This is a genomic window from Burkholderia sp. Leaf177 (assembly GCF_001424345.1).
GTDB lineage: Bacteria > Pseudomonadota > Gammaproteobacteria > Burkholderiales > Burkholderiaceae > Caballeronia.
The window spans coordinates 350,307-373,594 of sequence record NZ_LMPF01000021.1 but is presented as its reverse complement, the minus strand read 5'-3'; the positions used below and the strand labels follow the sequence as shown (position 1 = coordinate 373,594).

At 58.2% G+C, this 23,288-nt stretch carries 20 protein-coding genes; 14 read left to right on the top strand and 6 right to left on the bottom strand.

Annotated features, from left to right (window positions below):
* Positions 1 to 69 precede the first annotated feature (69 nt).
* Together ASG35_RS17065 and ASG35_RS17060 are read left to right on the top strand one after the other, a co-directional pair.
* Positions 70 to 837, top strand: coding sequence for a DUF4118 domain-containing protein (locus ASG35_RS17065; protein WP_056360845.1), 768 nt, complete (start codon positions 70 to 72; stop codon positions 835 to 837).
* Positions 837 to 1,712 carry an alpha/beta hydrolase gene (locus ASG35_RS17060; RefSeq protein WP_156393249.1) on the top strand — a complete coding sequence of 292 codons (876 nt, stop codon included), beginning with the start codon at positions 837 to 839 and terminating at the stop codon, positions 1,710 to 1,712. The genes ASG35_RS17065 and ASG35_RS17060 overlap by 1 nt, the downstream gene beginning before the upstream one ends.
* A 15-nt stretch (positions 1,713 to 1,727) precedes the next feature.
* Here the strand turns inward: ASG35_RS17060 and ASG35_RS17055 are convergent, their stop codons facing one another.
* The 3 genes from ASG35_RS17055 to ASG35_RS17045 are packed head-to-tail and all read right to left on the bottom strand — an operon-like array spanning position 1,728 to position 7,645.
* Positions 1,728 to 3,176, bottom strand: coding sequence for an efflux transporter outer membrane subunit (locus ASG35_RS17055; RefSeq protein ID WP_056359728.1), 1,449 nt, complete (start codon positions 3,174 to 3,176; stop codon positions 1,728 to 1,730).
* 11 nt (positions 3,177 to 3,187) lie between these two features.
* Positions 3,188 to 4,378 carry an efflux RND transporter periplasmic adaptor subunit gene (locus ASG35_RS17050; protein WP_056359725.1) on the bottom strand — a complete coding sequence of 397 codons (1,191 nt, stop codon included), beginning with the start codon at positions 4,376 to 4,378 and terminating at the stop codon, positions 3,188 to 3,190.
* 57 nt (positions 4,379 to 4,435) lie between these two features.
* Entirely contained in the window at positions 4,436 to 7,645 is a 3,210-nt protein-coding gene (locus ASG35_RS17045) for an efflux RND transporter permease subunit (RefSeq protein WP_056360842.1), read from the bottom strand.
* A 276-nt stretch (positions 7,646 to 7,921) separates the two neighbouring features.
* Here ASG35_RS17045 and ASG35_RS17040 point away from each other — a divergent pair, with 276 nt between their 5' ends.
* The 8 genes from ASG35_RS17040 (at position 7,922) to ASG35_RS31425 (ending at position 15,710) form a co-directional block, all read left to right on the top strand.
* Positions 7,922 to 8,203, top strand: coding sequence for a DUF4148 domain-containing protein (locus tag ASG35_RS17040; protein ID WP_056359722.1), 282 nt, complete (start codon positions 7,922 to 7,924; stop codon positions 8,201 to 8,203).
* 132 nt (positions 8,204 to 8,335) lie between these two features.
* Positions 8,336 to 9,013, top strand: a complete 678-nt coding sequence (locus tag ASG35_RS17035) for a heavy metal response regulator transcription factor (RefSeq protein ID WP_056359718.1) — start codon at positions 8,336 to 8,338, stop codon at positions 9,011 to 9,013.
* Entirely contained in the window at positions 9,013 to 10,455 is a 1,443-nt protein-coding gene (locus tag ASG35_RS17030) for a heavy metal sensor histidine kinase (RefSeq protein WP_056359714.1), read from the top strand. Before ASG35_RS17035 ends, ASG35_RS17030 begins: the two co-directional genes overlap by 1 nt.
* Positions 10,456 to 10,994: 539 nt before the next feature.
* Positions 10,995 to 11,591, top strand: coding sequence for an undecaprenyl-diphosphatase (locus tag ASG35_RS17025; protein WP_056359711.1), 597 nt, complete (start codon positions 10,995 to 10,997; stop codon positions 11,589 to 11,591).
* A 258-nt stretch (positions 11,592 to 11,849) separates the two neighbouring features.
* The gene (locus ASG35_RS17020) at positions 11,850 to 12,647 is read left to right on the top strand and encodes a COG4705 family protein (protein ID WP_056360839.1); all 798 of its coding nucleotides are present in this window, start codon (positions 11,850 to 11,852) and stop codon (positions 12,645 to 12,647) included.
* 44 nt (positions 12,648 to 12,691) lie between these two features.
* Complete coding sequence (locus ASG35_RS17015; protein ID WP_056360836.1) at positions 12,692 to 13,096, top strand: hypothetical protein; 405 nt, start codon at positions 12,692 to 12,694, stop codon at positions 13,094 to 13,096.
* A gap of 260 nt (positions 13,097 to 13,356) precedes the next feature.
* Complete coding sequence (locus ASG35_RS17010) at positions 13,357 to 15,561, top strand: TonB-dependent siderophore receptor (protein ID WP_082508458.1); 2,205 nt, start codon at positions 13,357 to 13,359, stop codon at positions 15,559 to 15,561.
* Between the two features lie 2 nt (positions 15,562 to 15,563).
* Positions 15,564 to 15,710: a hypothetical protein gene (locus ASG35_RS31425; RefSeq protein WP_156393213.1), complete on the top strand. Its 147-nt coding sequence runs from the start codon at positions 15,564 to 15,566 to the stop codon at positions 15,708 to 15,710.
* 266 nt (positions 15,711 to 15,976) lie between these two features.
* Here the strand turns inward: ASG35_RS31425 and ASG35_RS31420 are convergent, their stop codons facing one another.
* Complete coding sequence (locus ASG35_RS31420) at positions 15,977 to 16,135, bottom strand: hypothetical protein (RefSeq protein ID WP_156393212.1); 159 nt, start codon at positions 16,133 to 16,135, stop codon at positions 15,977 to 15,979.
* A 343-nt stretch (positions 16,136 to 16,478) separates the two neighbouring features.
* On the opposite strand from ASG35_RS31420, the gene ASG35_RS17005 reads away from it, so the two are divergent.
* Both ASG35_RS17005 and ASG35_RS17000 read left to right on the top strand, forming a co-directional pair.
* Positions 16,479 to 17,486, top strand: coding sequence for a YncE family protein (locus tag ASG35_RS17005; RefSeq protein ID WP_056359707.1), 1,008 nt, complete (start codon positions 16,479 to 16,481; stop codon positions 17,484 to 17,486).
* A 182-nt stretch (positions 17,487 to 17,668) separates the two neighbouring features.
* Positions 17,669 to 18,457 (top strand): COG4705 family protein, encoded by a 789-nt coding sequence (locus ASG35_RS17000; RefSeq protein ID WP_056359704.1) that lies wholly within the window; start codon positions 17,669 to 17,671, stop codon positions 18,455 to 18,457.
* Between the two features lie 131 nt (positions 18,458 to 18,588).
* On the opposite strand, the gene ASG35_RS16995 is transcribed toward ASG35_RS17000, so the two are convergent.
* Entirely contained in the window at positions 18,589 to 19,434 is an 846-nt protein-coding gene (locus tag ASG35_RS16995) for an oxidoreductase (protein WP_056360833.1), read from the bottom strand.
* 175 nt (positions 19,435 to 19,609) lie between these two features.
* Between ASG35_RS16995 and ASG35_RS16990 the strand changes: the two genes are divergently transcribed.
* Positions 19,610 to 20,560: an AraC family transcriptional regulator gene (locus ASG35_RS16990; RefSeq protein WP_056359701.1), complete on the top strand. Its 951-nt coding sequence runs from the start codon at positions 19,610 to 19,612 to the stop codon at positions 20,558 to 20,560.
* Positions 20,561 to 20,622: 62 nt separating this feature from the next.
* The gene (locus ASG35_RS16985) at positions 20,623 to 22,353 is read left to right on the top strand and encodes an IlvD/Edd family dehydratase (protein WP_056359698.1); all 1,731 of its coding nucleotides are present in this window, start codon (positions 20,623 to 20,625) and stop codon (positions 22,351 to 22,353) included.
* Between the two features lie 7 nt (positions 22,354 to 22,360).
* On the opposite strand, the gene ASG35_RS16980 is transcribed toward ASG35_RS16985, so the two are convergent.
* On the bottom strand, positions 22,361 to 23,191 hold the full coding sequence (locus ASG35_RS16980) for an SDR family oxidoreductase (protein ID WP_056359694.1): 831 nt from the start codon (positions 23,189 to 23,191) through the stop codon (positions 22,361 to 22,363).
* Positions 23,192 to 23,288 lie beyond the last annotated feature (97 nt).

Genomic DNA, 23,288 nt, shown 5'->3' with positions numbered 1-23,288 from the left:
AGCGGGCTCTGTTTCACCACGCGTTTTCACCTCCCAATGCCGGTGAAAGTGCAACCCATACGTCTCATCATGAGAATAAGAAACGCTGGGCGCTGGGCGCCTCGGGGCGCGTCACCCTGGGTCTACTCGGTAATCGCGCTTGCGGTTGCCAGTGCCGTACGCTGGTTGATCCACCCGTTAGTCGGACCGATCATGCCGGGCACCGCCTTCTGCATTGCGGCGGCTTTGATCGAATACTGGTTTGGCATTGTTCCCGCATTCATGGTGATGGCGTTGGGGCTCGGCATTGCCGACTATCTGTTCGTACCGCCCTATGGTCAAGTGAGCGTCCTCGATCAATCCGATCTCGCATTGATCATTTCCTATCCCGTTGTCACAATCCTCGTCATTTGTTTGATCGAGCGTCTGCGGCGTGCTCAATTTCGGGCAGAGCTTCTGGGGCAGGTGTCTCAGTCACGCTATGAAATGCTGCTGCGACTGGATAACGAGCGCGCCATCGCAAGTCGTGGAAACGACGAAACACACCGGCTGTTGCGCCACTTGCCGCATTACCACCACGACATCGTATTGATCAAGGCGCTTGATCGAAAGCACGGCGCGGCGCCTGTCATCAACCAGGCAGATCCGGACGCGCCCACCGCTATCGCACCAGGATTCCTGTACGAGAAAGTCGCCGCTGAAGATGCACGGCGGCTCGGCGCGATCTCCCACGCAGGCACGTATCGCGTGCATCTGGCGGCGGCAGGCGGAGTCGAGAAAGTAGTCGATTGCGTGTGCGAGCGTTTCAATACGCATGTCGGCGATTTCATCGTCTGCCGCGTCGGGGAGCCGGTTTGATCGAAGGCAAACCGCTCTCGCTCGAAGGCGGGGACCACTCGGTCCTCCTGCTGCACGGGTTATCGAGCTCACCGCTGGAAATGCGATTCCTCGCGCGCGCACTGCATCGCGAAGGTTTTACCGTGGCCGCGCCCGTGCTTTCGGGCTATAGCGCCGGGACCATAGAGCAGCGCATGGAAGCCTGGGTAGCCGCCGCCGTCGAAGAATTCGATGCATTGAGCCGCCGTTACGCGCACGTGTCCGTGTGCGGCTTGTCCATTGGCGCAGCGCTTGCGCTGGCTTTGGCCGTCAAGCGGCCATCGGCGCAATCCGTGATCTTGCTTTCCGTCACGCTCGACTACGACGGCTGGGCCATTCCGTGGTACCGGTTTTTACTGGGCTGGGCTTATTTCACGCCGTTGCGTAGCCGATGGCGGTATCGCGAGCAGGCGCCTTTTGGCCTTCGCAACGAGGCGTTGCGTTCGAAAGTCGCGCGCGCGATGCTCAAAGGCGATCTCAGCGAAGTCGGACCCGCGACCATCTCGCTGCCCGCGTTGCACGAAGCGAGCCGGCTCGCGCGGAAGGTTCGCCGGGATCTGCAGGACGTGCGTATGGACTGCCTCATCGTCCATGCTATCGACGATGAAACCTCCAGTCCCACCAACGCCCGATTTGTCAGTTCGCATGTGGCGTCGACTTTTCTGCGCGCGATCTATCTCGACGACTCGTATCACATGATCACATCGGATAACGAACGCGAGACGGTTGCCCGTGAAGTCGTCATGTTTTTGCGGGAGAGCGAAGCGGCGGCAAGTGCAGGCGAAGGCAGCAAGCCGCCCGTGGTTTCCAAGGCGCTGGCGCGGCGCCTCAGGCAGATCGCCGCTCTGGCAAAGTGACCGTAGCAGGAAGCGTCAGCCTTTACGACCCGTCATTGGCGATTCGGAGGTTTGCCAGGTGCCACCTAACGCGCGGATCAGGCTGACGCTTGCGTCGAGCCGGCGTGCGTCGATCTGCTCGCGTGCACGCTGGTTATTCAACGCAATGGTCTGCGCCGTCACCACATCCAGATAGCTGACGGCGCCCGCTTGGAAGCGGTTCGTTGTGAGCTTCAGAGCGAGGATGGCGGCAGACGTTGCGCGTTCCTGACTGAGCGCTTCGTCCTGCAACGCATTCAATGCGGCAAGACCGTCCTCGACTTGCTGGAACGATATCAGTACGGACTGCCGATAATCCGCCACCGCGCCATCGTATTGCGCGTTCGCCTGATCGAGCGTGGCCTTGTGCCGCCCGCCGTCGAACAGTGTGCCGACTAGCTGCGGACCGAGCGCCCAGAAAAGACTCGGCGCGGTCAGCCACGGCGCAAAGAAGGAACTCTCGAGACCTGCACTCGCCGACAACACCAGATCGGGAAAGTAAGCGGCATGCGCCTCGCCAATCTGCGCATTGGCCGCGACGACCCGGCGCTCGGCTGCGGCAATGTCTGGACGGCGCTCAAGAAGTTGCGACGGCACGCCAGGCGGTATGTCCGGTAGCGTGAACGTTCGCTCGACGGGCACGATCGAAAATGTCGATGCGGATTCTCCAACGAGCGTTGCAATCGCATGTTCGAGCTGGCTGCGCTGCACCGAAATATCCGTAGCCTGCGTGCGGGTGCTTTCAAGCTGCGTTTGCGCTTGCGCCACAGCGGAGGCGTCGATAGCGCCATCGGTCAGTTGTTGCTGTAACAACATCAATGCGGCGGCGTATGCGGTGACGGTATCGTCGAGCAGCTTTTTCTGGGTATCGAGCGCGCGAAGATCGAAATAATCGGTCGCAATATCGCTTGCTACCGAAAGGCGCACGGCTTCGAGATCCGCATTGCTTGCGTCGGCATTTGCCTGGGCGTTTACCGTGGCATCCTTGACTCGGCCGAACAAGTCGGGCTCCCAGCTCGCCGTAAGTCCTGCTGAATAATCGGGAATCGTTTTGCCCGCAAGCGCCTTGCCCACGAGATTCTGCGATGTCCGGTAGCGTTGCTGTGAAGCATTTGCGGTAACGGTCGGGAAAAACCCTGCGCGCTGGAACGTGACGACCGCGCGGGCCTGCTCAAGCTGCGCGACAGCCTTTTTTACGGTCTGATTCGACACGTTCACGCGCGATTCCAGACGGTCGAGATCCGGGTCGTGGAAGACAGTCCACCATTGACCGCGCGACGCCGCGTCTTCCGGCGAAGCAACGGTCCAACCCGGAACGTTTGCATAATGGGCCGGCATGGAGACGTCCGGTTGGGTGTAGGCCGGTATGGTCGAGCAGGCGGTCAGCGCGGCGAGCGCCAGGCAACTGAACCGGCGTGAAAGTTGTGAAACTCGTGAAAGTGACATGGTCCGGACCTTCACGACGCGTTTGGCGCAATGCGCACGACTTGACCCGCGCTGATTGCATCGCCTGGATTGTTGATCACGCGATCGGTAGTGCTCAAGCCCGTGGTGACCTCGATGCTCGTGCCGAAATCGCGACCAATGCCGACCGATTTGAGCGCCGTCTCGCCGGTTGCATCGACCACGGCGACGGTGACACCATCGGGCCGGAAGAGCAGCGCGCTGACGGGCAGGTCGAGCGCAGGATGCGGGTTTTCGAGCGCGAGATGAACTTGTGCGTAGGCGCCCGGCATCAGCGCACCGTCGCGGTTGTCGACATCGACTTCCACACGCAGCGTGCGGCTGACCGGATCGATAGAACCCGTATCGCGCGCAACCTTCGCCGCAAAGCGTTTTCCCGGGAACTGCTGCACGCTCAGATAAACCGCTGTGCCGGACGTGACATACGGTGCATCGTTTTGCGGGACATCGACAAAAACGCGCAATGTGTCGGTCTGCTGTACATGAAAAAGCTCACCCGTGTTGCTTCCCAGTCCCGGCGTGCTGCCCGCGCTGACGAGCGCGCCTACGTCCACGTTGCGCGCGGTGATGACGCCACTGAACGGCGCGGTCACCTTCTCGTACGAGACCAGTTCCGACAGCCGTTTCACGTTGGCAATCGCAGATTGCAGCATCGCGCGCTTGGCATCACGGTCGCTGCTTTTGGTCTCCGCGTCCTGCTGCGATACCGACTGCGTGGTCAGCATCTGTTCCCAGCGTTTCGCGGTCGCATCGGCGTAAGCGAAGTTCGCCTGCGCGGTGGCCTGATCCGCGCGCGCTTGCGCGAGTTGCGCATCGAGTTCCGGTGTCTGGATGACTGCCAGCGTCTCGCCCGCCGAGACCTTGGCGCCAATGTCGCGCGTCCAGTGTTGAACGTGACCGCTGGTGCGCGCATAGATCGCGGCGTCGGCGAACGGCGTGACGGACCCGGGCAGCAGCAGCTCTTGCTGCGTGGGCGCGACGCTCGGCTTGATCACCGATACGACCAGGGCGCTCTGTGCGCTGGTTTGCGCGGTCAGCGCCGTGCTTGCGTGCAGCCGGGGCACGATACCCAGGATCAGCAGCGCGGCAGCGGCCACAGTCAGTGCAATGGGCAAGACATACCGGCGCCGGGCCCGATCGTTCGGCGCGACATCAGACTTGGGTGGATCGGAATGCGGGTTCATTAAAATGCCTTGTTTGCAGGTTTTTGCGGAATAGTGCGGATTGGTTAGTGATATTGATTAATGATTGAGGCGGGGCGCCGGGACGTTTGCTTTCACCGGGCTGTCGTTGCGTTTCTCGTCGCGCCGTTCGCGCCACGCGTGGACCATGCCGAAGACCACCGGCACGAATAGCAGCGTCGAGACCGTACCGATTGCCAGGCCGCCAATGACAGCACGACCCAAAGGCGCGTTCTGCTCGCCGCCGTCGCCGAGTCCGAGCGCCATCGGCAACATGCCGATAAGCATGGCAAGCGCTGTCATCAGCACCGGCCGGAAACGGCTGAAACCCGCTTCGAGCGCAACCTTTAAAGGTGGCGCGCCGCCTTGCAGCATCTCGCGAGCAGTGTTGATGACCAGGATGCTGTTCGCGGTGGCAATACCAATACACAAGATGGTTCCCGTCAACGCCGGCACGCTAAGCGTGGTGTGACTGGCAAACAGCATCCACGCTATGCCTGCAAGCGACGCGGGCAGGCCGCTGATGATGATCAGCGGGTCGAGCCAGGACTGGAAGTTGACGACCATCAGCAAATAAACGAGCACGACGGCAAATGCGAGTCCCATGCCGAGGCCCGTGAACGAGTCATGCATCGACTGCACCTGACCACGAATCACGATCGACGATCCCGCGGGCAGCTTCGCCTTTGCCTGATCCACGAGCGTGGTGACGTCCGCCGCCACGCCGGCGAGATCGCGCCCTTGCGCGGATGCGTAGATGTCGAGCACGGGCTGCACGTTGTAGTGCGAGACCACGGCTTGCTGCGAAACGCGCGACATTGTCGCGAGCGATCCCAGGATGTTCTGCGGTGCGGTCGAGTTGGCAGCCTTCGTCAACGGCAGGTTGGCGAGTGTCTGAAGCGAATGGATATCGTATTGCGGGACCTCGGCCATTAACGGATAGCTGACGCCGTTCTTTGGATCCAGCCAGAAATTCGGCGTTGTTTGTGAACTGCCCGAGAGCGCAATCAGCAGGTTCTGCGCGACGTCGTGCTGTGTCAGCCCGGCTTGCAATGCCTTGGTGCGATCGACGTCGAGGTTGATTGCCGGCTCGTCGCCTGGTTGCTGGATGCGGGCATCGACGAGACCGCGAACGCCGCGCAACTTCGCGAGCAGGTCGTTCGCGACCGCGCGATTCTCGTTGAGCTTTGCACCGACAATCTGGATATCGATAGGCGCCGGCAACCCGAAGTTCAGGATCTGGCTCACGATGTCGGCCGGCAGGAAAGCGAACGTGACGCCAGGAAAGGTGTCCGTGAGCGTATTGCGGAGCTTCGTCACGTAGTCGGCTGTCGGCTTGTGACCGGGTTTGAGCGACACCATGATGTCGGCATCTTCCGAACCAATCGGTCCCGACGACGCATATGTCAAGTTGATCCCGCTGACGGGCACGCCGATGTTGTCGAGCAACGCGGCCTGTTCGGACTTCGGGACCACCGTATTGATTTTGGCTTCGACTTCGTCCGCCATGCGCGCGGTTTGTTCGATCCGCGTGCCTGTCGGCGCACGCATGTGAAGACGGATTTCGCCGGCATCGACTGTCGGGAAAAAATCCTGTCCAGTGAACGGGAGCAAGGCAAGCGAGCCCACGCATACGAGCATGAAGATGGGCAGGAACAGACGGCGACGCTCGATTGCGCGCTCCAGCATGCGCTTGTAACCGCCGCGAAACTGTTCAAAGCGGCGCTCGAAAGCGGCTTGAAAACGGACCAGAAAACCGAAGCGGCCGTGGGTCGTTTCGTGCTCGATCGAGCGCGCCTTCATCAGGTACATCGCAAGGGTCGGAATGAGCGTGCGCGAAAAGAAGTACGACGCGATCATCGCGAACACGACCGCTTCGGCCATGGGCACGAACAGATACTTCGCCACGCCGGTCAGCAGGAACATCGGCACGAACACAATGCAGATCGAGAGTGTCGACACAAAGGTCGGTACGGCAATCTCGCCAGAGCCGTTCAAGATTGCATCGTGCAACGGCGCGCCGTTTTCGAGGTGATGAGTGATATTTTCGATGGCGACAGTTGCGTCATCCACCAGAATGCCCACTGCGAGCGCGAGACCGCCGAGCGTCATGATATTGATGGTCTCGCCAAGAATGGAAAGACCAATGAGCGAGGTCAGCACAGCCAGCGGAATGGTCACCGCGATGATCAGCGTTGCGCGCCAGCTGCCGAGAAACAGCAGGATCATCAGCGCGGTCAGGCACGCTGCAATGAGGGCTTCACGAACCACACCGGTGATAGCCGACTTCACGAACACCGATTGGTCGCCGAGCGGCGTGACCACGAGTGATTTCGGCAGGCCGGCTGTAATGCTCGGCAGCATCGCCTTGATCTGGCTGATGATGGTCAGCGTCGACGTGCTTCCGGTCTTTTCCACTTCCAGCAGCGCCGCGCGCGAACCATTGCTGCGCACAATGTTTGTTTGCGGCGCATAGCCGTCGCGCACCTGTGCGACATCGCGCACGTACACCACGCCGCCGTTGACAGTCTTGATGGGCAGGTTGTTCAGCGCCGCGACGCTTGCCGTGCTGCCGTTCATCTGCACGTTGTACTCGCGCGTTCCGATCTTCGCCGTGCCGCCCGGCAGGATCAGGTTCTGCGTGTTGACCGCGTTGACCACGTCGAGTGGAGAAAGCCCTTTTGCTTGTAGCGCGCGCGAATTGATGTCCACCATGATCTGCCGGACCTTGCCGCCAAAAGGCAAGGGCACGGCTGCGCCTTGCACCGTCGCGAGCTGGGTGCGGATAAAGCTGTTGCCGATGTCGTACAGGCTTTGCTCGGGCAGCGATTTACTTGAGAGACCGAGTTGCAGGATCGGGACTGTCGACGCGTTGTAGGTAATGATGTTCGGCGGCAGGGTTCCCGGCGGCAGCACGCGCAGGATGGAGGCGGAATTGGAAACGGCTTCGGCGATTGCGCGGTTGATGTCGGCGCCGGGATGAAAGAACACTTTCACCACGGCAACACCGTTGAGCGATTGCGATTCGACGTGCTCTATATCCTCGACGTCTGAAGTCAGCGCGCGTTCATAGTTCGATGTAATCCGGTGCGCCATGTCCTCCGCCGAAAAGCCGTTGAACGACCAGACAATGCTGACGACGGGAATATTGATGTTCGGAAAAATATCAACCGGCGTACGGATGATCGCAAGCGGACCCAGGATAAACAGAAGGATCGCAAGGACAATAAACGTATAAGGCCGGTTAAGGGCGAGTCGAACAATCCACATATCGGTTTCCTGTACGGTGAGCCGCAACAATGCAGCCTGGCTTCTTGAAGACCGAGTGTCGCCGACCCGCCTTTACCGGATACCGTCGGGAAAATTACAAATACGACATGTGGGAAAAACGATCAGGACCGAATGTTCATGAGGTTTCGCGAGTGGCTCCATTAGTTATCAATCTTGTAATGAAATGGTCGGCTCGCTGTCACTGTCCGCCTCGCACAATGCATTCAGGCTGTCTCAAGACGAGAAGCCGCAACCGACATTCAAGAGGCATCAATCATGAAACGCACAATCCAGACAATCCTGATGGCAGCAGTACTTGCCGCTCCCGCCTTGACGTTTGCACAAGGCAGCAATGGCCCGGTCACGCGCGCCCAGGTGAAGGCCGAACTCGTACAAATCGAAAACGCTGGTTACCATCCGCAGCAAAAGGGTCTGCACTATCCGGACGATATCCAGGCTGCCGAGGCCAGGTTGCAAGCTCAATCGAACATGGCGTACGGCGGTGCGGTCAACACCACGACCGACAGCAGCACGATGTCCAGCACGCACGCCGATTGAACTGATGCCTGCATATATGCGTCGTGCCGGTCCATCCAGTCTCCGATCCGCCGATAACGACTTCGTAATCGCGATCCTGAACGACTGGCGTAATATCGTTGAAATCAATCAATGCGGCGCCGAGGCGAAAACATGAGGATCCTGGTTATTGAAGACGAGCAGAAAGCGCTCGCGTATATCAAGAAGGGCCTCGAAGAAGCTGGTTACTCCGTGGATACCGCGGCGGACGGAGCCGAAGGCCTGATCCTTGCACGAGAGGAAGATTACGATGTCATCGTCCTGGACGTGATGTTGCCGACCATGGACGGATGGGCCGTACTGAAGAACCTGCGGGCCTTGAAAGCCACGCCTGTGCTGTTTTTGACCGCGCGCGACGACGTCAGCGACCGCGTTCGCGGACTCGAATTGGGTGGCGACGATTATCTCGTCAAGCCATTCGCGTTCGTGGAATTACTCGCTCGCGTGCGCACGCTCGCGCGGCGCGGACCGCCTCGCGAAAGCGACGTCATTACCGTTGCCGACCTCGAGATCGATGTCACGCGGCGCAAGGTGCGACGGGCGGGCAAGCGCATCGAACTGACGCCTCGTGAATTTGCGCTGCTGCAATTGCTCGCGCGAAAAAAGGGCGAGGTGATGAGCCGCACGCAGATTGCATCGTATGTGTGGGACATGAATTTCGACAGTGACACCAACGTCGTGGAAGTGGCGATACGCCGCCTGCGCGTGAAGATCGACGAAGAATTCGAAGTGAAGCTGATCAGCACCGTACGCGGTGTGGGCTACGTGATCGACACACGAGACGACGACTGATGTTGAGCCGTACCCGGTCTCGTTCATTGACGGCAACGCTTGCCTTGGTGTTTGCCGCGACCACGCTTGCCGTCTTTGCTCTGGTCGGCAGCTATGTTTATCTGGCGCTCGCGCATCAGGTGCGGACCCAGGATGATCTCGACATTGTGCTTGCAACGCGTCATACCCGCCGGCTTGTAGAAGAACTTGCCGATATCCGTGACCTGCGTCAGCATGACGAGCGTATCGAAAGCCAGGTTCTTGGCAACGAGGCGTTGGCGCTGGAGGTACTGGACGCGTCCGGGCACTTGCTGCTCGAGCACAATCGTCTCGAAAGGGCCGACCGGTTGTCATGGCCTTCGGAAGTCGTCGCGGCATCGCAGCAGATCACGCCTTCGGCGATCGTGGAGCGTTCCGCCTCCGACGAGACACCATTCCGCCGCCTGGCTGCAACGGCGCACCTGGCCGATGGATCGGTCGTGAAGATCATCGTCACACGCAACATGCATGACCGATGGCTGCTTCTGGACCAATACCGCGACCGGCTGCATCTCGCGGGCGCAGTCGGTGTCCTGGTCGCGTTTCTGATGAGCTATCTGCTGGTACGTCGTGCGCTCGGCCCACTCAGGGCGATCGCCCGTAGCGCGGAAAGCTTCACCGTCGACAATCTTGCTTCCCGGATAAAGGTAGGGAACGTGCCGCAGGAACTCCAGACGCTCATCGATTCATTGAACGCCATGTTCGCCGGGTTTGAGCAAGGTTTTAACCGCTTGTCCGGATTCACCGCCGATCTCGCGCATGACATGCGAACGCCGCTGGCGAATCTGCGCGGCGCGACGGAAGTTGCGCTGGCGAGGCCTCGCTCTGGCGAGGAATATCAAGCCGTGCTGGCGTCGAACCTGGAGGAATGCGACCGGCTTTCGCGCATGATAGAAAACGTGCTGTTTCTCGCTCGCGCCGAACATCCGAATTTCGCGAAGCACACACTGGAATTCAACGTCAAAGACGAACTCCTCAGGATCGCTGAGTATTTCGAAGGCATTGCCGACGATGCCGGCGTTCAACTCGATGTGACTGGCGGAGGGCGGCTTTCCGCGGATGTGGAATTGTTCCGGCGCGCCGTCAGCAATCTGCTGGCCAATGCAGTCCGTTATACGCCACGAGGAGGCACGATCACGCTCGATGCCAGGATTGTGGAAGGCATGATGCGCCTCTCGGTGATTAATCAAGGGACGCCGCTTGATCCGGCATTGATCGAGCGCGTGTTCGACCGGTTTTATCGTGCGGATCCGTCGCGCGCCAGCAGCCAGTCCACGAGAGGATCGACCGGGCTGGGCCTGGCGATCGTGAGGACCATCATGGACTTGCATGGTGGTCGCGCACACGCGGAGAGCGACCCTGGCGTGACTCGTTTCGTACTCACGTTTCCTCTTGCCGAAGTTAACAAAAGCCACATCGATTAGCGATGCGAACAAAGCGGTGCACGCTTTACGTCAATCCGAAGATAACGATTTCGTAATCAAGCTGTCAGTGTCGCGCCACTGTCCGTGGTCGAAGATGAAGTCATGTCACTTCGCTTTTGTCACTATCGACATTGAGGATACTTTTTATGAAATCGATCATTTGCGCTGCTGTCGCCGGCTCCCGCGGCGCGGACGCAGCATATGGCATGGCTGGTGTGCAAGCGCCGGCGTGCGCTCAGTGAGGGCGCGCCATGGACGCTTTTGATAGCACACATCTACCGCATGATGAGTTGATCGGCCGGCTAAGCCGTGAACTACTGCGGACTGTTGGCCTGCGTTTATCGATTGAAGTGGAAACCAATCTTGCGTCCTGCCTTGAGAGACCTGTTCGCGGCAGACCAAAAAAGCAGGCCACTATCGACAAGGATCGGTAAGCGTTGAGTATTGATTCATCGTCAAATTAGCCCAGACCGGTTTGCCCTAAGCGTCCGATAAGTTTCGGTCCGTAGCATGACATCGTCCTCCACTTTTTAATTGCAATGGATCATTTGAACTGGACCCTGTTCTTTCTTATCAACGCTTCGTCGCATGCGAATTCGCTGACCGTCGGAATTGCCGGCTTCTTCGCGATATACGCGATCTGGCTGGCGCCACTTGCACTGATCGCGGGATGGCTTCGCGGAGATAGTGAACTGCGTCACCTTTTGGTCGAGGCGGCATTGTCGACCATGGTTGCCTTGCTGGCAGCGCAAATCATTGGGGTTGCTTGGCCGCAACCACGCCCGTTCATGATGGGCATGGGGACGAATCTGATGTCGCATTCACCGGATTCTTCGTTTCCAAGCGATCATCTGACGTGCTTGTGGGGCGTAGCGTTCAGCCTGTTGCTGCATGGACGTACGCGCTTGTTAGGTTTGGCGCTTGCGTTGCTCGGCATACCAATGGCATGGGCGCGGATATATCTCGGTGTGCATTTTCCGCTAGACATTGTCGGCGCCGGTTTAGTGTCCGCTCTCAGCGCGATGGCAGTTGCAAAGGTGGGACGTCGGCCGGTTGCGTTTCTGGTGATAGTGGCTTCGCTGGTGCACAGGCAAGTGTTCAAACCGCTCATTCGCCGAGGTTGGGTAGTTCCATGATGCGCAGCATAATGCTTGGCTTCGTGCTAATTCCTGAAGCTTAAGGCTCACTTAGCAGAACGCAAATCGTCCCCGAAAATACCGCTAAGCAATGACCAGGTTTGCCGTTAGAAGGGTCTGCCTTTTTTGCATGTGTAAAGCAGAAGAGGCAGGCCAAGGTTTTTAAAAAAATGTCGCCTCATAAGTATTCCATAATATATCGACGTCTATATTAAGTTCCCGGGCACTGTACGACTGAACCCCGATATGGAACTCATCATGACGACTCGCGCAGACCTCATTGCAAACAGATCCGACCGCTTCAACAAGGTGCCTGAAGCCGCGCTTATTTTCTGGGTGATCAAGCTGCTGTCTACTACTGTAGGCGAAACAGGTGCGGATTACCTTGCCGTAAGCGTTGGGCTCGGAGCGCTTGTTACGAGCCTTCTATGCGCGGCGCTGTTGATCGCAGTACTTGTCATGCAGCTTCGGGCGCCAACCTATGTGCCATGGATCTATTGGATGACGGTGGTGCTGGTCAGTATCGTGGGCACGCAGATTACCGATGCCTTGACCGATGGACTTTCAATCAGCCTTTATATCAGCACGTCGGTTTTCGCTGTCTGTCTCGCTGCCGTCTTTTTTGCGTGGTTTCGCGCCGAGGGAACGCTGTCGATCCGTTCGATCAATACGCGTCCGCGCGAACTATTCTACTGGGCCGCCATGCTCGTAACGTTTGCGCTGGGCACCGCTGCCGGAGATCTTGCCACCGAAGCGCTGGGGCTGGGATTCGCTTTGGGGATTGTCGTTTTTGGCGGCTTGATCGCACTGACCGCATTCGCGTATTACGTCGGCGCTGGCGCGGTTTTGACATTCTGGACGGCTTATATCCTGACGCGTCCGCTTGGCGCTTCGCTTGGCGACTTCCTTTCGCAGTCGAAGACATACGGCGGTCTTGGCTGGGGCAACGTTGGCACGAGCGCTGTATTTCTATCGGTGATTATTGCGCTGGTGATTTTCGTCAGTGTCCGCCATGCATCACACGTGAGGTCGTCGCGCGCGGCCGCCGAGCTTTGATTAAAGGCACGGCTTTTTTTATAAACCTTAACGGAGAAGCAATCATGATTTCCTGGCGACATACCAAACCATTGGTCTTCGTGGTATTGGCGCTAACGGCGGTGAGTACGTTTTGCGGGGCAACACCATTCACCTTTCTGACCACGGCCCAAGCTGCACAATCGAAGCTTGGCGACTTGTCCGAGTTTCGGCGAATTGTCATAGACGCCAGCAGTTTGGTCGACAAGGGCAATCTCGTGCAGGCTCGCACGCGGATCAAGGACCTGGAGATGTCATGGGATGAAGCCGAGCGATCCTTAAAACCGCGTGCAGCGGGTGATTGGCACAAAGTGGATAAATCAATCGATCAAGCGCTTAGTGCCTTACGCGAGAAGACGCCTGATCCAGCAGCGTGCAGGCAAGCACTAACTAATTTGCTCACTGTGATGGACCAGATGAACCAAAGCTAAAGCGTAAGAGTAATTGCCGGATCGCCAGGGAAGCAATGCCGTGAAGGGCGGTACGGGTAAAGCTGGACCTTGCGGTTGTGGCGACCGCTTCCCGTAGGAAACGCATCTCCTAAGCGCCGCAGCTTACAAATCGACACCTGTAATCAAACCTTCATAAAGAAAGTTACTGACAAAATTCTTTCTAACAGTATTGAGAATCATTATCGTTAACGATACTATTCGGCGGATTGTAAACGTTCGTTTAACGAGGAATGGATTCCATGAAGGCCAAGATACGCGACCGGCTGCTCGCAAGTCATCGACCTGCAGCGGTCGCGCTTACTTTGGTGTTTGCATCGAGCGGACCAGCATTCGCCGATGAAACCACCAGCCCGCCAGCGGTTGCCGCAACGCCAGCGTCTGGCAACGACAGTGCGCTTCCCGCGGTCAAGGTCAACGCGGCGCGCGTCAGCGACAGCGAGCCCGAGCGCGGTTATCAAGGGCGGCGGGCATCGGTGGCGACACGCACCGACACACCGCTCGTGGATGTGCCGCAGGCTGTCAACGTAGTCACATCCCAATCGATTCAGGATCGTGCGCCGGACAGCCTCGCCGAAGCGCTCGAAACCGTGCCGGGCATTCGCATGGGCAACACGCTCGGCGGTACGCTCGACGCGCTGGTCAAGCGTGGTTTTGGCGATAACCGTGACAATTCGATTCTCCGCGATGGCCTGCAGTCGGTACAGCCGCGTAACTTCACGCCAACGACCGAGCGCATTGAAGTGCTGAAGGGCCCGGCGTCGATGCTCTACGGCATCCAGGACCCGGGCGGTCTGGTGAACGTCGTCACCAAGAAGCCGCAACTCGAACGCGCCAATTCGGTTTCCGGTTTCGCAAGCAGCTACGGCGGGGGCGGCGCGCAGGCGGATTTGACGGGGCCGATCGGCACTTCAGGATTGGCGTACCGGTTCATTGCCGATCACCAGAACGTGGATTACTGGCGCAACTTCGGCTACAACCGGCAGGACACCATCGCGCCCTCGATTGCATGGTTTGGACGTGACACCACCGTGCTCGTGCAATACGAGCACATGAACTATTCGGTGCCGATTGATCGCGGCACGATCATAGACACGCGTACGGGCAATCTGGTGTCGGTATCGCCGAAAGAGCGGTTCGACGAGAACTACAACATCTCTGCCGGCCGCTCCGATGCGCTCAATGTCCGCGTCGATCACAAGCTGAGTCAGGACTGGACAGTGCACGCCGGGTACGGATGGAATCGGACGTATTACAACGATCAGCAAGCGCGTGTGCTGACGCCTAATTTCACGACCGGAATACTGACGCGCCGCGTGGACTCCACGCAAAACGGCGTTCAGTCCACGCATAACTTCACATTGAATCTTGAAGGCAAGGTCACTTGGTTCGGACTAAGAAACGATATCCTGACCGGCTTCGACTACATGCGGAATTACCGCGTTCTGGCGGATCTTTATCGAGGAAAGAACAACTCCGCGTTCAACATGTATTCGCCTGTCTACGGCACGCTTCCTGCAACCTATACGTTGTCTCCGGCGGACAGCGATCAGACCGACAAGCTGATCGAGCGCGGTGCATTCATTCAGGATGCCATACATTTTGGCGACCGTTGGATTCTCCTTGGCGGCATACGCTATGACAGCTTCCAGGAATTGACAGGCAAGGGCAGGCCGTTTGTAGTCGGGTCGACACAAAGCGATAGCAAAGTCGTCCCGCACGCCGGTCTTGTCTACAAGATCACACCAGAGTGGTCCACTTACGCTAGTTACAGCGAGTCGTTCAGGCCGAACACATCGATTGCTGCGCCTATTGGAACCTTGCCGCCCGAGCAGGGACTGGCATACGAGATTGGCACGAAGCTCGAGACCAACCGCATCACCGGCACCGTCGCGCTTTTCGACATCCGCAAGAAAAATATCCAGACTACCCAGACCATAGACGGCGTCAACTTCGTGCGCAACGCAGGACACGCACGTTCGCGCGGTCTTGAGATCGATGTCAACGGTCAGATTACGGATCGATGGAGCGTGATCGCGAGCTACGCGGCAACCGAGGCGCGCTACAAGGACGATCCACTCGTGGGCGGCAATCCGCTGCCTAATACGCCCAAGCATGAAGGCGCATTCTATTTAACGCGCGATTTTGGCAACGTCGAGTTCGGACCTGCAAGCGGTCGTGTACGTGCCGGCGCCGGCGTGCGTGTCTTCAGCAGCATGGCGGTCAGCGACGGAACCGGCAAGGTTTATCAGTTGCCGTGGGGACATGTCGCGGATGCATTCGTATCGTGGAATTCGCATATCTTCGGGCAGTACATCGACTGGCAACTCAACGCGCGCAATATCTTCAACTCTACTTACTACACGGGTAGTTGCTGCACGGGCACGCCGTTCATCAACATTGGCGAGAGCCGGCAGGTTATCGTCACGGCCAAGCTGGACTTCTGATCATGAAGTGTCTTGTGATTGCGCTCGCATGCGCCATGATCGCGCCACTGACGCAAGCCGAAGTCCCGGCTTATCTCGACCATGGCGCCATTCGAACGGCAGGCGCCGAGCATGGCGACACCATTGTAGAAGGGTTCAACCGGCTTTGAGCCAGCCCGGACTAACCGGCGTATGGGGCGTTGATCTCAAACGCGAACGCGGCAGGTATGCGCATACGTGAACGTGCTTCCGGGTCGATGGAAATTTAATCGGCCAGGTTTCTCTTAACCAGGAATTAGGTTAATTAGGATCTTTAACCAATAAACTTTTCGTAGATGACGTGGGAACGTTTCACCATGCGCTGGCTTTGCTCATAGCATGTTCAATGCGAAGGCCACCTTTAGTTGCAGCCTTCACCACCCCATATTGAATCGCGTTATCTGGAATAGTATTCCTCGCCCAGACCAGAGAAGCATCCGTTGCGCTCAGCTTTCTCGGCAAGCGTCTGAGTCATCGACTGCGCGAGCAACATCGTTGCACCAATCCCACTCGCGAACAAACATGCGTAGAAAGCGAAAACTTCGGCAATCGTCATAAATTCCTCGTCTGTTTTGACATTTGAAAAATGAATCACGAGCCCTTCAAAGGTAGAACGCTAATTTGAAAGGGTGATTAACAGATATTTACGCTATCGACCGAGCGTTGATTCTGCTGATTTCAACAGGGTACGCATTCGATACTTAAGAGGATCTTACGCGCCGGAAATTCTCAAACATTCCATTCGGGCAACGGGGATCACTGACGCTCGCTAGTCAGTAGTTCACCAGGGCATCAGTTCAAGATAACAAGTTGGTAATCGCTCTGTCAGCGTCTGGTCCATATGCGACGGCGACAATAAAAACAATAAATTTCTGCTTAGCAAGACCTCAAGGGATGCCATGAAGGTCATCAAGTTGATCGCGATTATAAACAGCATCTTGTTTTCGACGTTGGTGTCAGCGGCGCCGTTGACACTTCAATCCACGACTCCATTGCCTGAGATCACCGGCGGAGACTTCGACCATTTTGCCGCTGACCTGAAGCGGCATCGGCTCTATGTTTCTGCTGAGATTTACGGTTCCATTGAAGTCTTCAATCTTCCGGACGGAAGTCATCTCGCAAGTGAAAGGTCAGTTGCTCGAACGCCTCATAAAATTGCGCTTACGGATTCTGGAGATGAGCTTTTCATTGCTGATGCGGGCTCCGCTAGCGCGCGGATCGTCGATACAAAAACATTCGCGTTGAAACAGGCCATACCGCTGGAGGCACAGCCCGACAGCGGTGTAGTCGACAGGCGAACCGGCATTTTCTATCTCGGTAACGGAGGCGCTCAGTCACATAAGGAAACTGCGTACATCAGTTTGATCTCGATGGCAAAACAGTCGGTTATCAGCCGCATCAGCGTTCCAGCGGCACAAATAAAAGCAATGGCCACCGATCCCGCCACCGAGCGTCTGTTCGTAAATTTCCGCGACAAGAATGAGGTCGGTATTGTCGATCTGCGGACGCGAAAACTGATGGGTGTCTGGCCCGTTCCGGGACCGAGCCGAAACTCTGCAATGGCATTTGATTCGCAAAGCAATCGGTTGTTCATCGGCTCCCGCAACCCGGGAAAGCTGTTCGTTCTCGATGCAAAAACTGGCGCTGTGGTTCAAGCGCTGGACATTGTCGAGACGTCGGACGAGATCATATTCGATCGTCAACACAAGCAGCTTTTTGTTGCCGGATCGAACGGCCTCGATGTCATTCGCCAGATCGATAACGATCATTACAAGATCGTCCAGCACGTCGATACCATGGGCGGCAAAACTGCAACCTACATTCCGTCGATGAAAAAGTTATACGTGGTACACACGAAAAGCGCAGACTCGGCAGAAGCCGGTCTTCAGGTGTTCAGAGTAAATTAAAGCAATGGAAAGATCGTCGCGCCCAGTGGCTTAATGGTCCCTAGGCGCGTCCATTTGCTAGCTATACCACGCCGTCTCCATTCTGCCAGCGCGTCGAATAGATTTTGTTAAGCGTGCCTTAAGCATTATTCATTGATCCTTGCCCTTGACCCGGACTCATATACTCAGGACAAGGCTTAGACATGGCAGACAACGTGCGGGAAACATTGAAACATGCGGCAAGCAAGGTGCCGCAAGTCACACTCATATTCTGGATAATCAAGATCGCGGCGACGACGCTGGGTGAAACAGGCGGCGACTGGGTGACAATGTCCCTCAACCTTGGCTACCTCATCGGCTCTGCTATTTTTGCGGCAATCTTTCTCGGACTTGTTTCGGCACAGATACGTGCTGACCGCTATCTTCCGTCCTTGTACTGGGCCACGATCATAGCCACCACAACGCTTGGTACAACCATGGCGGATTTCTTCGATCGGTCCGTTGGCTTGGGCTATCCAGGCGGTGTTTGCATCGTGTCCGCGCTACTGCTTGCGAGTTTGGGGATTTGGTACAAATCGCAGGGAACCGTTTCCGTTCAAAGCATTACGACGCCTAAAGCGGAGTGGTTTTACTGGATAACCATTCTTTTCTCCCAGACGTTGGGCACGGCCCTCGGCGACTGGGTTGCAGGCACGGATCGAGGCGGCCTGGGTCTTGGATACGAATACGGTGCGTTGATCTTCGGCATTTGTTTGGCAATCGTGGCAGGTGCTTATCTATGGACACGCGTCTCGCGCACGCTGCTTTTTTGGGCCGCTTTCATATTGACTCGTCCGCTTGGTGCCACTCTGGGTGATTTTCTCGACAAACCTATAGCCGAGGGCGGACTGCATATCAGCCGGCTTTACGCGTCCTTGATATTGCTTGTCTTCATTATTGCGAGCGTGGCCTTCCTGCCTCAACGCGCGGCAACCGCCGGCAAGAATTATTGAAAGTGCATCGAGAGCACTTGTCCGGGAAAGCCGCCAGCGTCGAGTCAGCCAATCAAATCGGCCGTTCGACAGCTTGCGGCTTGTGCAGTCAGCTACGAGTTTGCCCGATCCTCTTATTACCTCGAACAGGATTATTCAGTGTAATCGGTGGAACTCGAGACCGCTTCCCACTCGCTGATTTCATCGGCGAAAGATGTTAACTTCTCCTTGACGAGCTTCAACGCGTCATTGCCAAGCAGCAAATGCACGGGCGGATTCGGCGAAACAATAACCTTGAGCAACGCCTGCGCGGCCTTGGCCGGATCGCCCGCCTGCTTGCCGCTTTTTTCTTCACGCGCTCGGCGAATGGGTTCGAACAACGCATCGTAATCTGCAATGCTTCGACCCGCGCGCACCATCGAGCGTCCGGCCCAGTTGGTGCGAAACGATCCGGGCGCGACGGCGGTAACGTGAATGCCGAACCCCTTCAACTCCTTGGAGAGGGTCTCCGAAATGCCTTCAAGCGCGAACTTGCTTCCGCAATAGTACGAGATGCCGGGCATGGTGATGAAGCCGCCCATCGAGGTGACATTGACGATATGCCCCGCGCGGCGTACACGCATGAATGGCACGACTGCTTTGATCATGGCCACTGCACCGAACACGTTGACGTCGAACTGGCGACGCATGTCTTCGAGCGGCGACTCTTCGAGCGTGCCTTCGTGTCCGTAGCCCGCATTATTGATCAGGACATCGATACAACCAATGTCTTGCTCGATCGATCGCACGGCGGGTTCGATCGCCGCAAAATCCGTGACGTCCAACAAGAGCGGATGCGCCCGTTCTTTCGACATCGCCTTGAAGGCATTCGCGGCGATATCGTCGCGCACGGTGCCCACTACCGTGTGTCCTGCGTCAAGCGCTGCACGCGCAAAAGCAAGGCCGAAGCCCGAGCTGACGCCGGTGATGAGAAAGGTTTTTTTCGTGGTTTCAGTCATGATCGTATCCAGGTTGATGAGCTGCGTGTTCCAGAAGACAACGATCAAATAGTAGTTTCCACGCCGTCCATGCGATACGTTCGATGCTCTGAAAGCTTTGCCTAATCCTATGACCCTCTGGACTCTGGAGAGCGGCCGGTGCAAGATGGGGTTTCGCTTTTTCCGAATCCACGCCATGACCGACTCTTCCGAATCCATGGACGCCTTGCGCCGTGAGACCAATGCGCTGTTGCTCGAACTTGCGCCAATCGAAGGCTATAGCTTGTGCGCGTTGCCCGACGTCCGCTTCCTTCGATCCAACCGGCCGTTGACACGCACGCCAGTGCTTTACGATCCGGGCATCGTGATCGTGTGCCAGGGGCGCAAGCGAGGTTATCTCGGCGATGACGTCTACCTGTACGACGCGAACCAATACCTGGTCGTCTCCGTACCCCTGCCGTTTTCTATGGAAACCGAAGCAAGCGAAGAAGAGCCGCTGCTCGCCATCTACTTGCGTCTCGACTTCAGCCTCGCAGCGGAATTGATGTTGCAGCTCGAAGAGCTCGACGCCGTGTCGTCGTCCGAGCCCGCAGGCATGGCAACCACGCCGCTCGATCTTCCTTTGGCGCGCACCGTCTTGCGTCTTCTGCACGCCATGCGCGATCCGCTCGAGGCGCGGGTGATCGGTCCGTCGATTGTGCGCGAGCTTTATTTCCGGGTGTTTATCGGCAAGCAGGGTGGATCCATGCGCGCGGCGCTGAGTCGTCAGGGTCACTTCGGCAAGATCTCACGCGCGATCCGCAAGATTCATGCATCGTTCGCACAGGCGCTGACGGTGGAGGATCTTGCCGGCGAGGCCAACATGAGCATCGCGACCTTTCATGCGCACTTCAAGAGCGTTACGGATTCGTCGCCCATCCAGTACATCAAGTCGACACGGCTGCATCAGGCGCGCTTGCTGATGGCGCGCAATGGCGTGACCGCGGCGAGTGCGGCGGCGAGCGTGGGCTATGAAAGCGCATCGCAATTCAGCCGCGAATTCAAGCGGCTTTTCGGAAGCAGTCCGCATGAGGAGGTCGCGCGCATGAAGCAGAATTTCGCGATGCCCGACCCGTTGCCGTCTTCAATCTACGTGTCGTCGCATTAGCGCCTCGGTGTCGTCACGCAATACATTCCCCTTAAGAAGTAAAAAAGAAGGAGGCATAAACCATGTCAGATAAATCATCCACGGGTCTTCGCAAAGGCCTGACCAGCTACGGCGACAGCGGCTTTTCGCTCTTCCTCCGCAAGGCGTTCATCAAGGGAGCGGGCTACACGGATAGCGCGCTCGATCGCCCCGTGGTCGGCATCGTGAATACGGGCAGCGCGTACAACCCGTGCCACGGCAACGCGCCCCAACTGATCGAGGCGGTCAAGCGCGGCGTGATGCTCGCTGGCGGCCTGCCGATGGACTTCCCCACCATCAGCATCCACGAAAGTTTTTCGTCGCCGACGAGCATGTACCTGCGCAACCTGATGTCGATGGACACCGAGGAAATGCTGCGCGCACAACCCATGGACGCCGTCGTGTTGATCGGCGGCTGCGACAAGACGGTTCCGGCGCAACTGATGGGCGCGGCATCGGCGGGGTTGCCGGCCATTCAACTGATTACCGGATCGATGCTGACCGGTTCGCACCGTTCGGAGCGCGTGGGCGCGTGTACGGATTGCCGCCGCTACTGGGGCAAGTTCCGCGCGGAACAGATCGATGAACAGGAGATCGCCGACGTCAATAATCAACTGGTCGCGAGCGTGGGAACTTGTTCGGTAATGGGCACGGCGAGCACGATGGCGTGCATTGCCGAGGCTTTGGGCATGACCGTCCCCGGCGGCGCGACGCCGCCCGCCGTCACCGCCGACCGCATGCGCGTGGCCGAGCTGAGCGGCGCGCAGGCCGTGAAGATGGCGCACGAACGGCTGAGCATCGACAAGATCCTGACGCCCGATGCGTTTCATAACGCCATGCGCGTGCTGCTTGCAATTGGCGGATCGACGAACGGCATCATCCACCTGACGGCGATCGCCGGACGTTGCGGGCTCGAGGTCGATCTCAAGGCGCTCGACCGCATGGGCCGCGATACCCCGGTTCTGGTCGACCTGAAACCGTCCGGGCAGCATTACATGGAAGACTTTCACCATGCAGGCGGCATGGCGACGCTGCTGCGCGAACTCAGGCCGCTGCTCAAGCTCGACGCACTGACGGTCACGGGCCGCACGCTCGGCGAAGAGATCGAGCTGAGCGGACCGGGGTTTGCGCAAGACGTGGTGAAAACGCGCGAACGGCCGATTTATCCGCAAGGCGGCATTGCCGTGCTGGAGGGCAATCTGGCGCCGGGAGGCGCGATCATCAAGCAATCGGCGGCGCACCCTGACCTGATGGAACACACGGGCCGTGCGGTCGTGTTCGAGAACGCCGACGACATGGCGCTGCGCATCGATTCCGACGATCTCGACGTGACCGCCAGAGATATTTTGGTGCTCAAGAATATCGGTCCGAAGGGCGCGCCGGGCATGCCGGAGGCGGGTTACATTCCGATTCCGAAAAAGCTGGCGAAGGCGGGCGTCAAGGACATCGTTCGTATCTCCGATGGCCGCATGAGCGGCACCGCGTTCGGAACCATCGTGCTGCATGTCACGCCGGAAGCCGCGATCGGCGGACCGCTTGCGCACGTGCACAACGGCGACCAGATCCGGCTGAGCGTGGCCAATCGCGAGATCACGCTGCTCGTCTCCGATGAAGAACTGGCGCAGCGCGCGCTCGATGAACCCGTCGTGGTGCCAACAGCCGGACGCGGTTACCGGAAGCTGTTCCTTGAAACGGTGACGCAGGCGGACAAGGGCGTCGATTTCGATTTCCTGCGCGCGGAGCATTTCACCGGAACGACGCCGACCATCGAATGACGGTTGCTCAGCTTTCCGAGTTGGCCGAATAAGCAATATCCCGCTGCGCTTCGAGCGCCTTCAGACGGGCAGCCAGCGCCGCGCTGATCGATTCGTAGGCGGTGCCGCCGAGCGTCAGGCGCAAGGGCGGATGCGCGGCGTCGGCGGCGGCGATCATCGCGTCGACCGTCTTGCCGGCATCGCCGCGAATCGCAAAACTGTTGGTCGCGATCGCGCGCCGGACATCGCCCGCCGGCGTGTTGTCGTATTCGGGCATCGGCTTGGCATGATCGAGTCCGGCGCCGAACTGCGTGCTCGTCGGCCCCGGTTCCACGATCACGAAGTCGATGCCAAACGGCGCGACCTCCTTCGCCACCGACTCCACGAACCCTTCGATTCCCCATTTCGTCGCGTGATAAAGGCTGAAATTTGGATACGCGATCTGGCCTCCCTCCGATGAAACCTGGACGATCCGGCCGCCGCCCTGCGCGCGCAAATACGGCAACGCCGCGCGGATGACCTGGATCGAGCCGGTGAGATTGGTGGCGATCTGCCGCTCGATCTGCGCGTCGGTCACTTCCTCGCCCGCACCGAACAAGCCGTAACCGGCGTTGCTCACGATCACATCGATACGACCCGCGGTCTCGAATGCCTCGGCGATGCCGGACCGAAGTGCGGGGGTATCGGTGACATCGAGTGTCAGGATGTGAAGGCGGTCGTTGTACTGGCGCTTGAGGTCGTCGAGTGCGCCATCGCGGCGCAAGGTCGCGATAACCCGGTCGCCGCGCGCAAGCAGGCGCTCGGCGAGCAAGCGGCCGAGACCGGAAGACGTGCCGGTGATAAGCCAGGTTTTTGTCATGGTGTTCTCCCAAAAAATGATTGGTACGGACTGCCTGATGACCATGGTAGGGCTAGCTCATTGGTGAGAGAAGCCGCTATAGTTCGCATGACCCCGT

Bases quoted from the DNA above. Each gene is read 5' to 3' on its own strand.
- ASG35_RS16990 (WP_056359701.1), top strand. From the start codon at position 19,610: ATGACCGACTCTTCCGAATCCATGGACGCCTTGCGCCGTGAGACCAAT.
- ASG35_RS16985 (WP_056359698.1), top strand. From the start codon at position 20,623: ATGTCAGATAAATCATCCACGGGTCTTCGCAAAGGCCTGACCAGCTAC.
- ASG35_RS16995 (WP_056360833.1), bottom strand. From the start codon at position 19,434: ATGACTGAAACCACGAAAAAAACCTTTCTCATCACCGGCGTCAGCTCG.
- ASG35_RS31420 (WP_156393212.1), bottom strand. From the start codon at position 16,135: ATGACGATTGCCGAAGTTTTCGCTTTCTACGCATGTTTGTTCGCGAGT.
- ASG35_RS17035 (WP_056359718.1), top strand. From the start codon at position 8,336: ATGAGGATCCTGGTTATTGAAGACGAGCAGAAAGCGCTCGCGTATATC.
- ASG35_RS17050 (WP_056359725.1), bottom strand. From the start codon at position 4,378: ATGAACCCGCATTCCGATCCACCCAAGTCTGATGTCGCGCCGAACGAT.
- ASG35_RS17000 (WP_056359704.1), top strand. From the start codon at position 17,669: ATGGCAGACAACGTGCGGGAAACATTGAAACATGCGGCAAGCAAGGTG.
- ASG35_RS17020 (WP_056360839.1), top strand. From the start codon at position 11,850: ATGACGACTCGCGCAGACCTCATTGCAAACAGATCCGACCGCTTCAAC.
- ASG35_RS16980 (WP_056359694.1), bottom strand. From the start codon at position 23,191: ATGACAAAAACCTGGCTTATCACCGGCACGTCTTCCGGTCTCGGCCGC.
- ASG35_RS17025 (WP_056359711.1), top strand. From the start codon at position 10,995: ATGGATCATTTGAACTGGACCCTGTTCTTTCTTATCAACGCTTCGTCG.
- ASG35_RS17065 (WP_056360845.1), top strand. From the start codon at position 70: ATGAGAATAAGAAACGCTGGGCGCTGGGCGCCTCGGGGCGCGTCACCC.
- ASG35_RS17005 (WP_056359707.1), top strand. From the start codon at position 16,479: ATGAAGGTCATCAAGTTGATCGCGATTATAAACAGCATCTTGTTTTCG.
- ASG35_RS31425 (WP_156393213.1), top strand. From the start codon at position 15,564: ATGAAGTGTCTTGTGATTGCGCTCGCATGCGCCATGATCGCGCCACTG.
- ASG35_RS17030 (WP_056359714.1), top strand. From the start codon at position 9,013: ATGTTGAGCCGTACCCGGTCTCGTTCATTGACGGCAACGCTTGCCTTG.
- ASG35_RS17045 (WP_056360842.1), bottom strand. From the start codon at position 7,645: ATGTGGATTGTTCGACTCGCCCTTAACCGGCCTTATACGTTTATTGTC.
- ASG35_RS17010 (WP_082508458.1), top strand. From the start codon at position 13,357: ATGAAGGCCAAGATACGCGACCGGCTGCTCGCAAGTCATCGACCTGCA.
- ASG35_RS17015 (WP_056360836.1), top strand. From the start codon at position 12,692: ATGATTTCCTGGCGACATACCAAACCATTGGTCTTCGTGGTATTGGCG.
- ASG35_RS17040 (WP_056359722.1), top strand. From the start codon at position 7,922: ATGAAACGCACAATCCAGACAATCCTGATGGCAGCAGTACTTGCCGCT.
- ASG35_RS17055 (WP_056359728.1), bottom strand. From the start codon at position 3,176: ATGTCACTTTCACGAGTTTCACAACTTTCACGCCGGTTCAGTTGCCTG.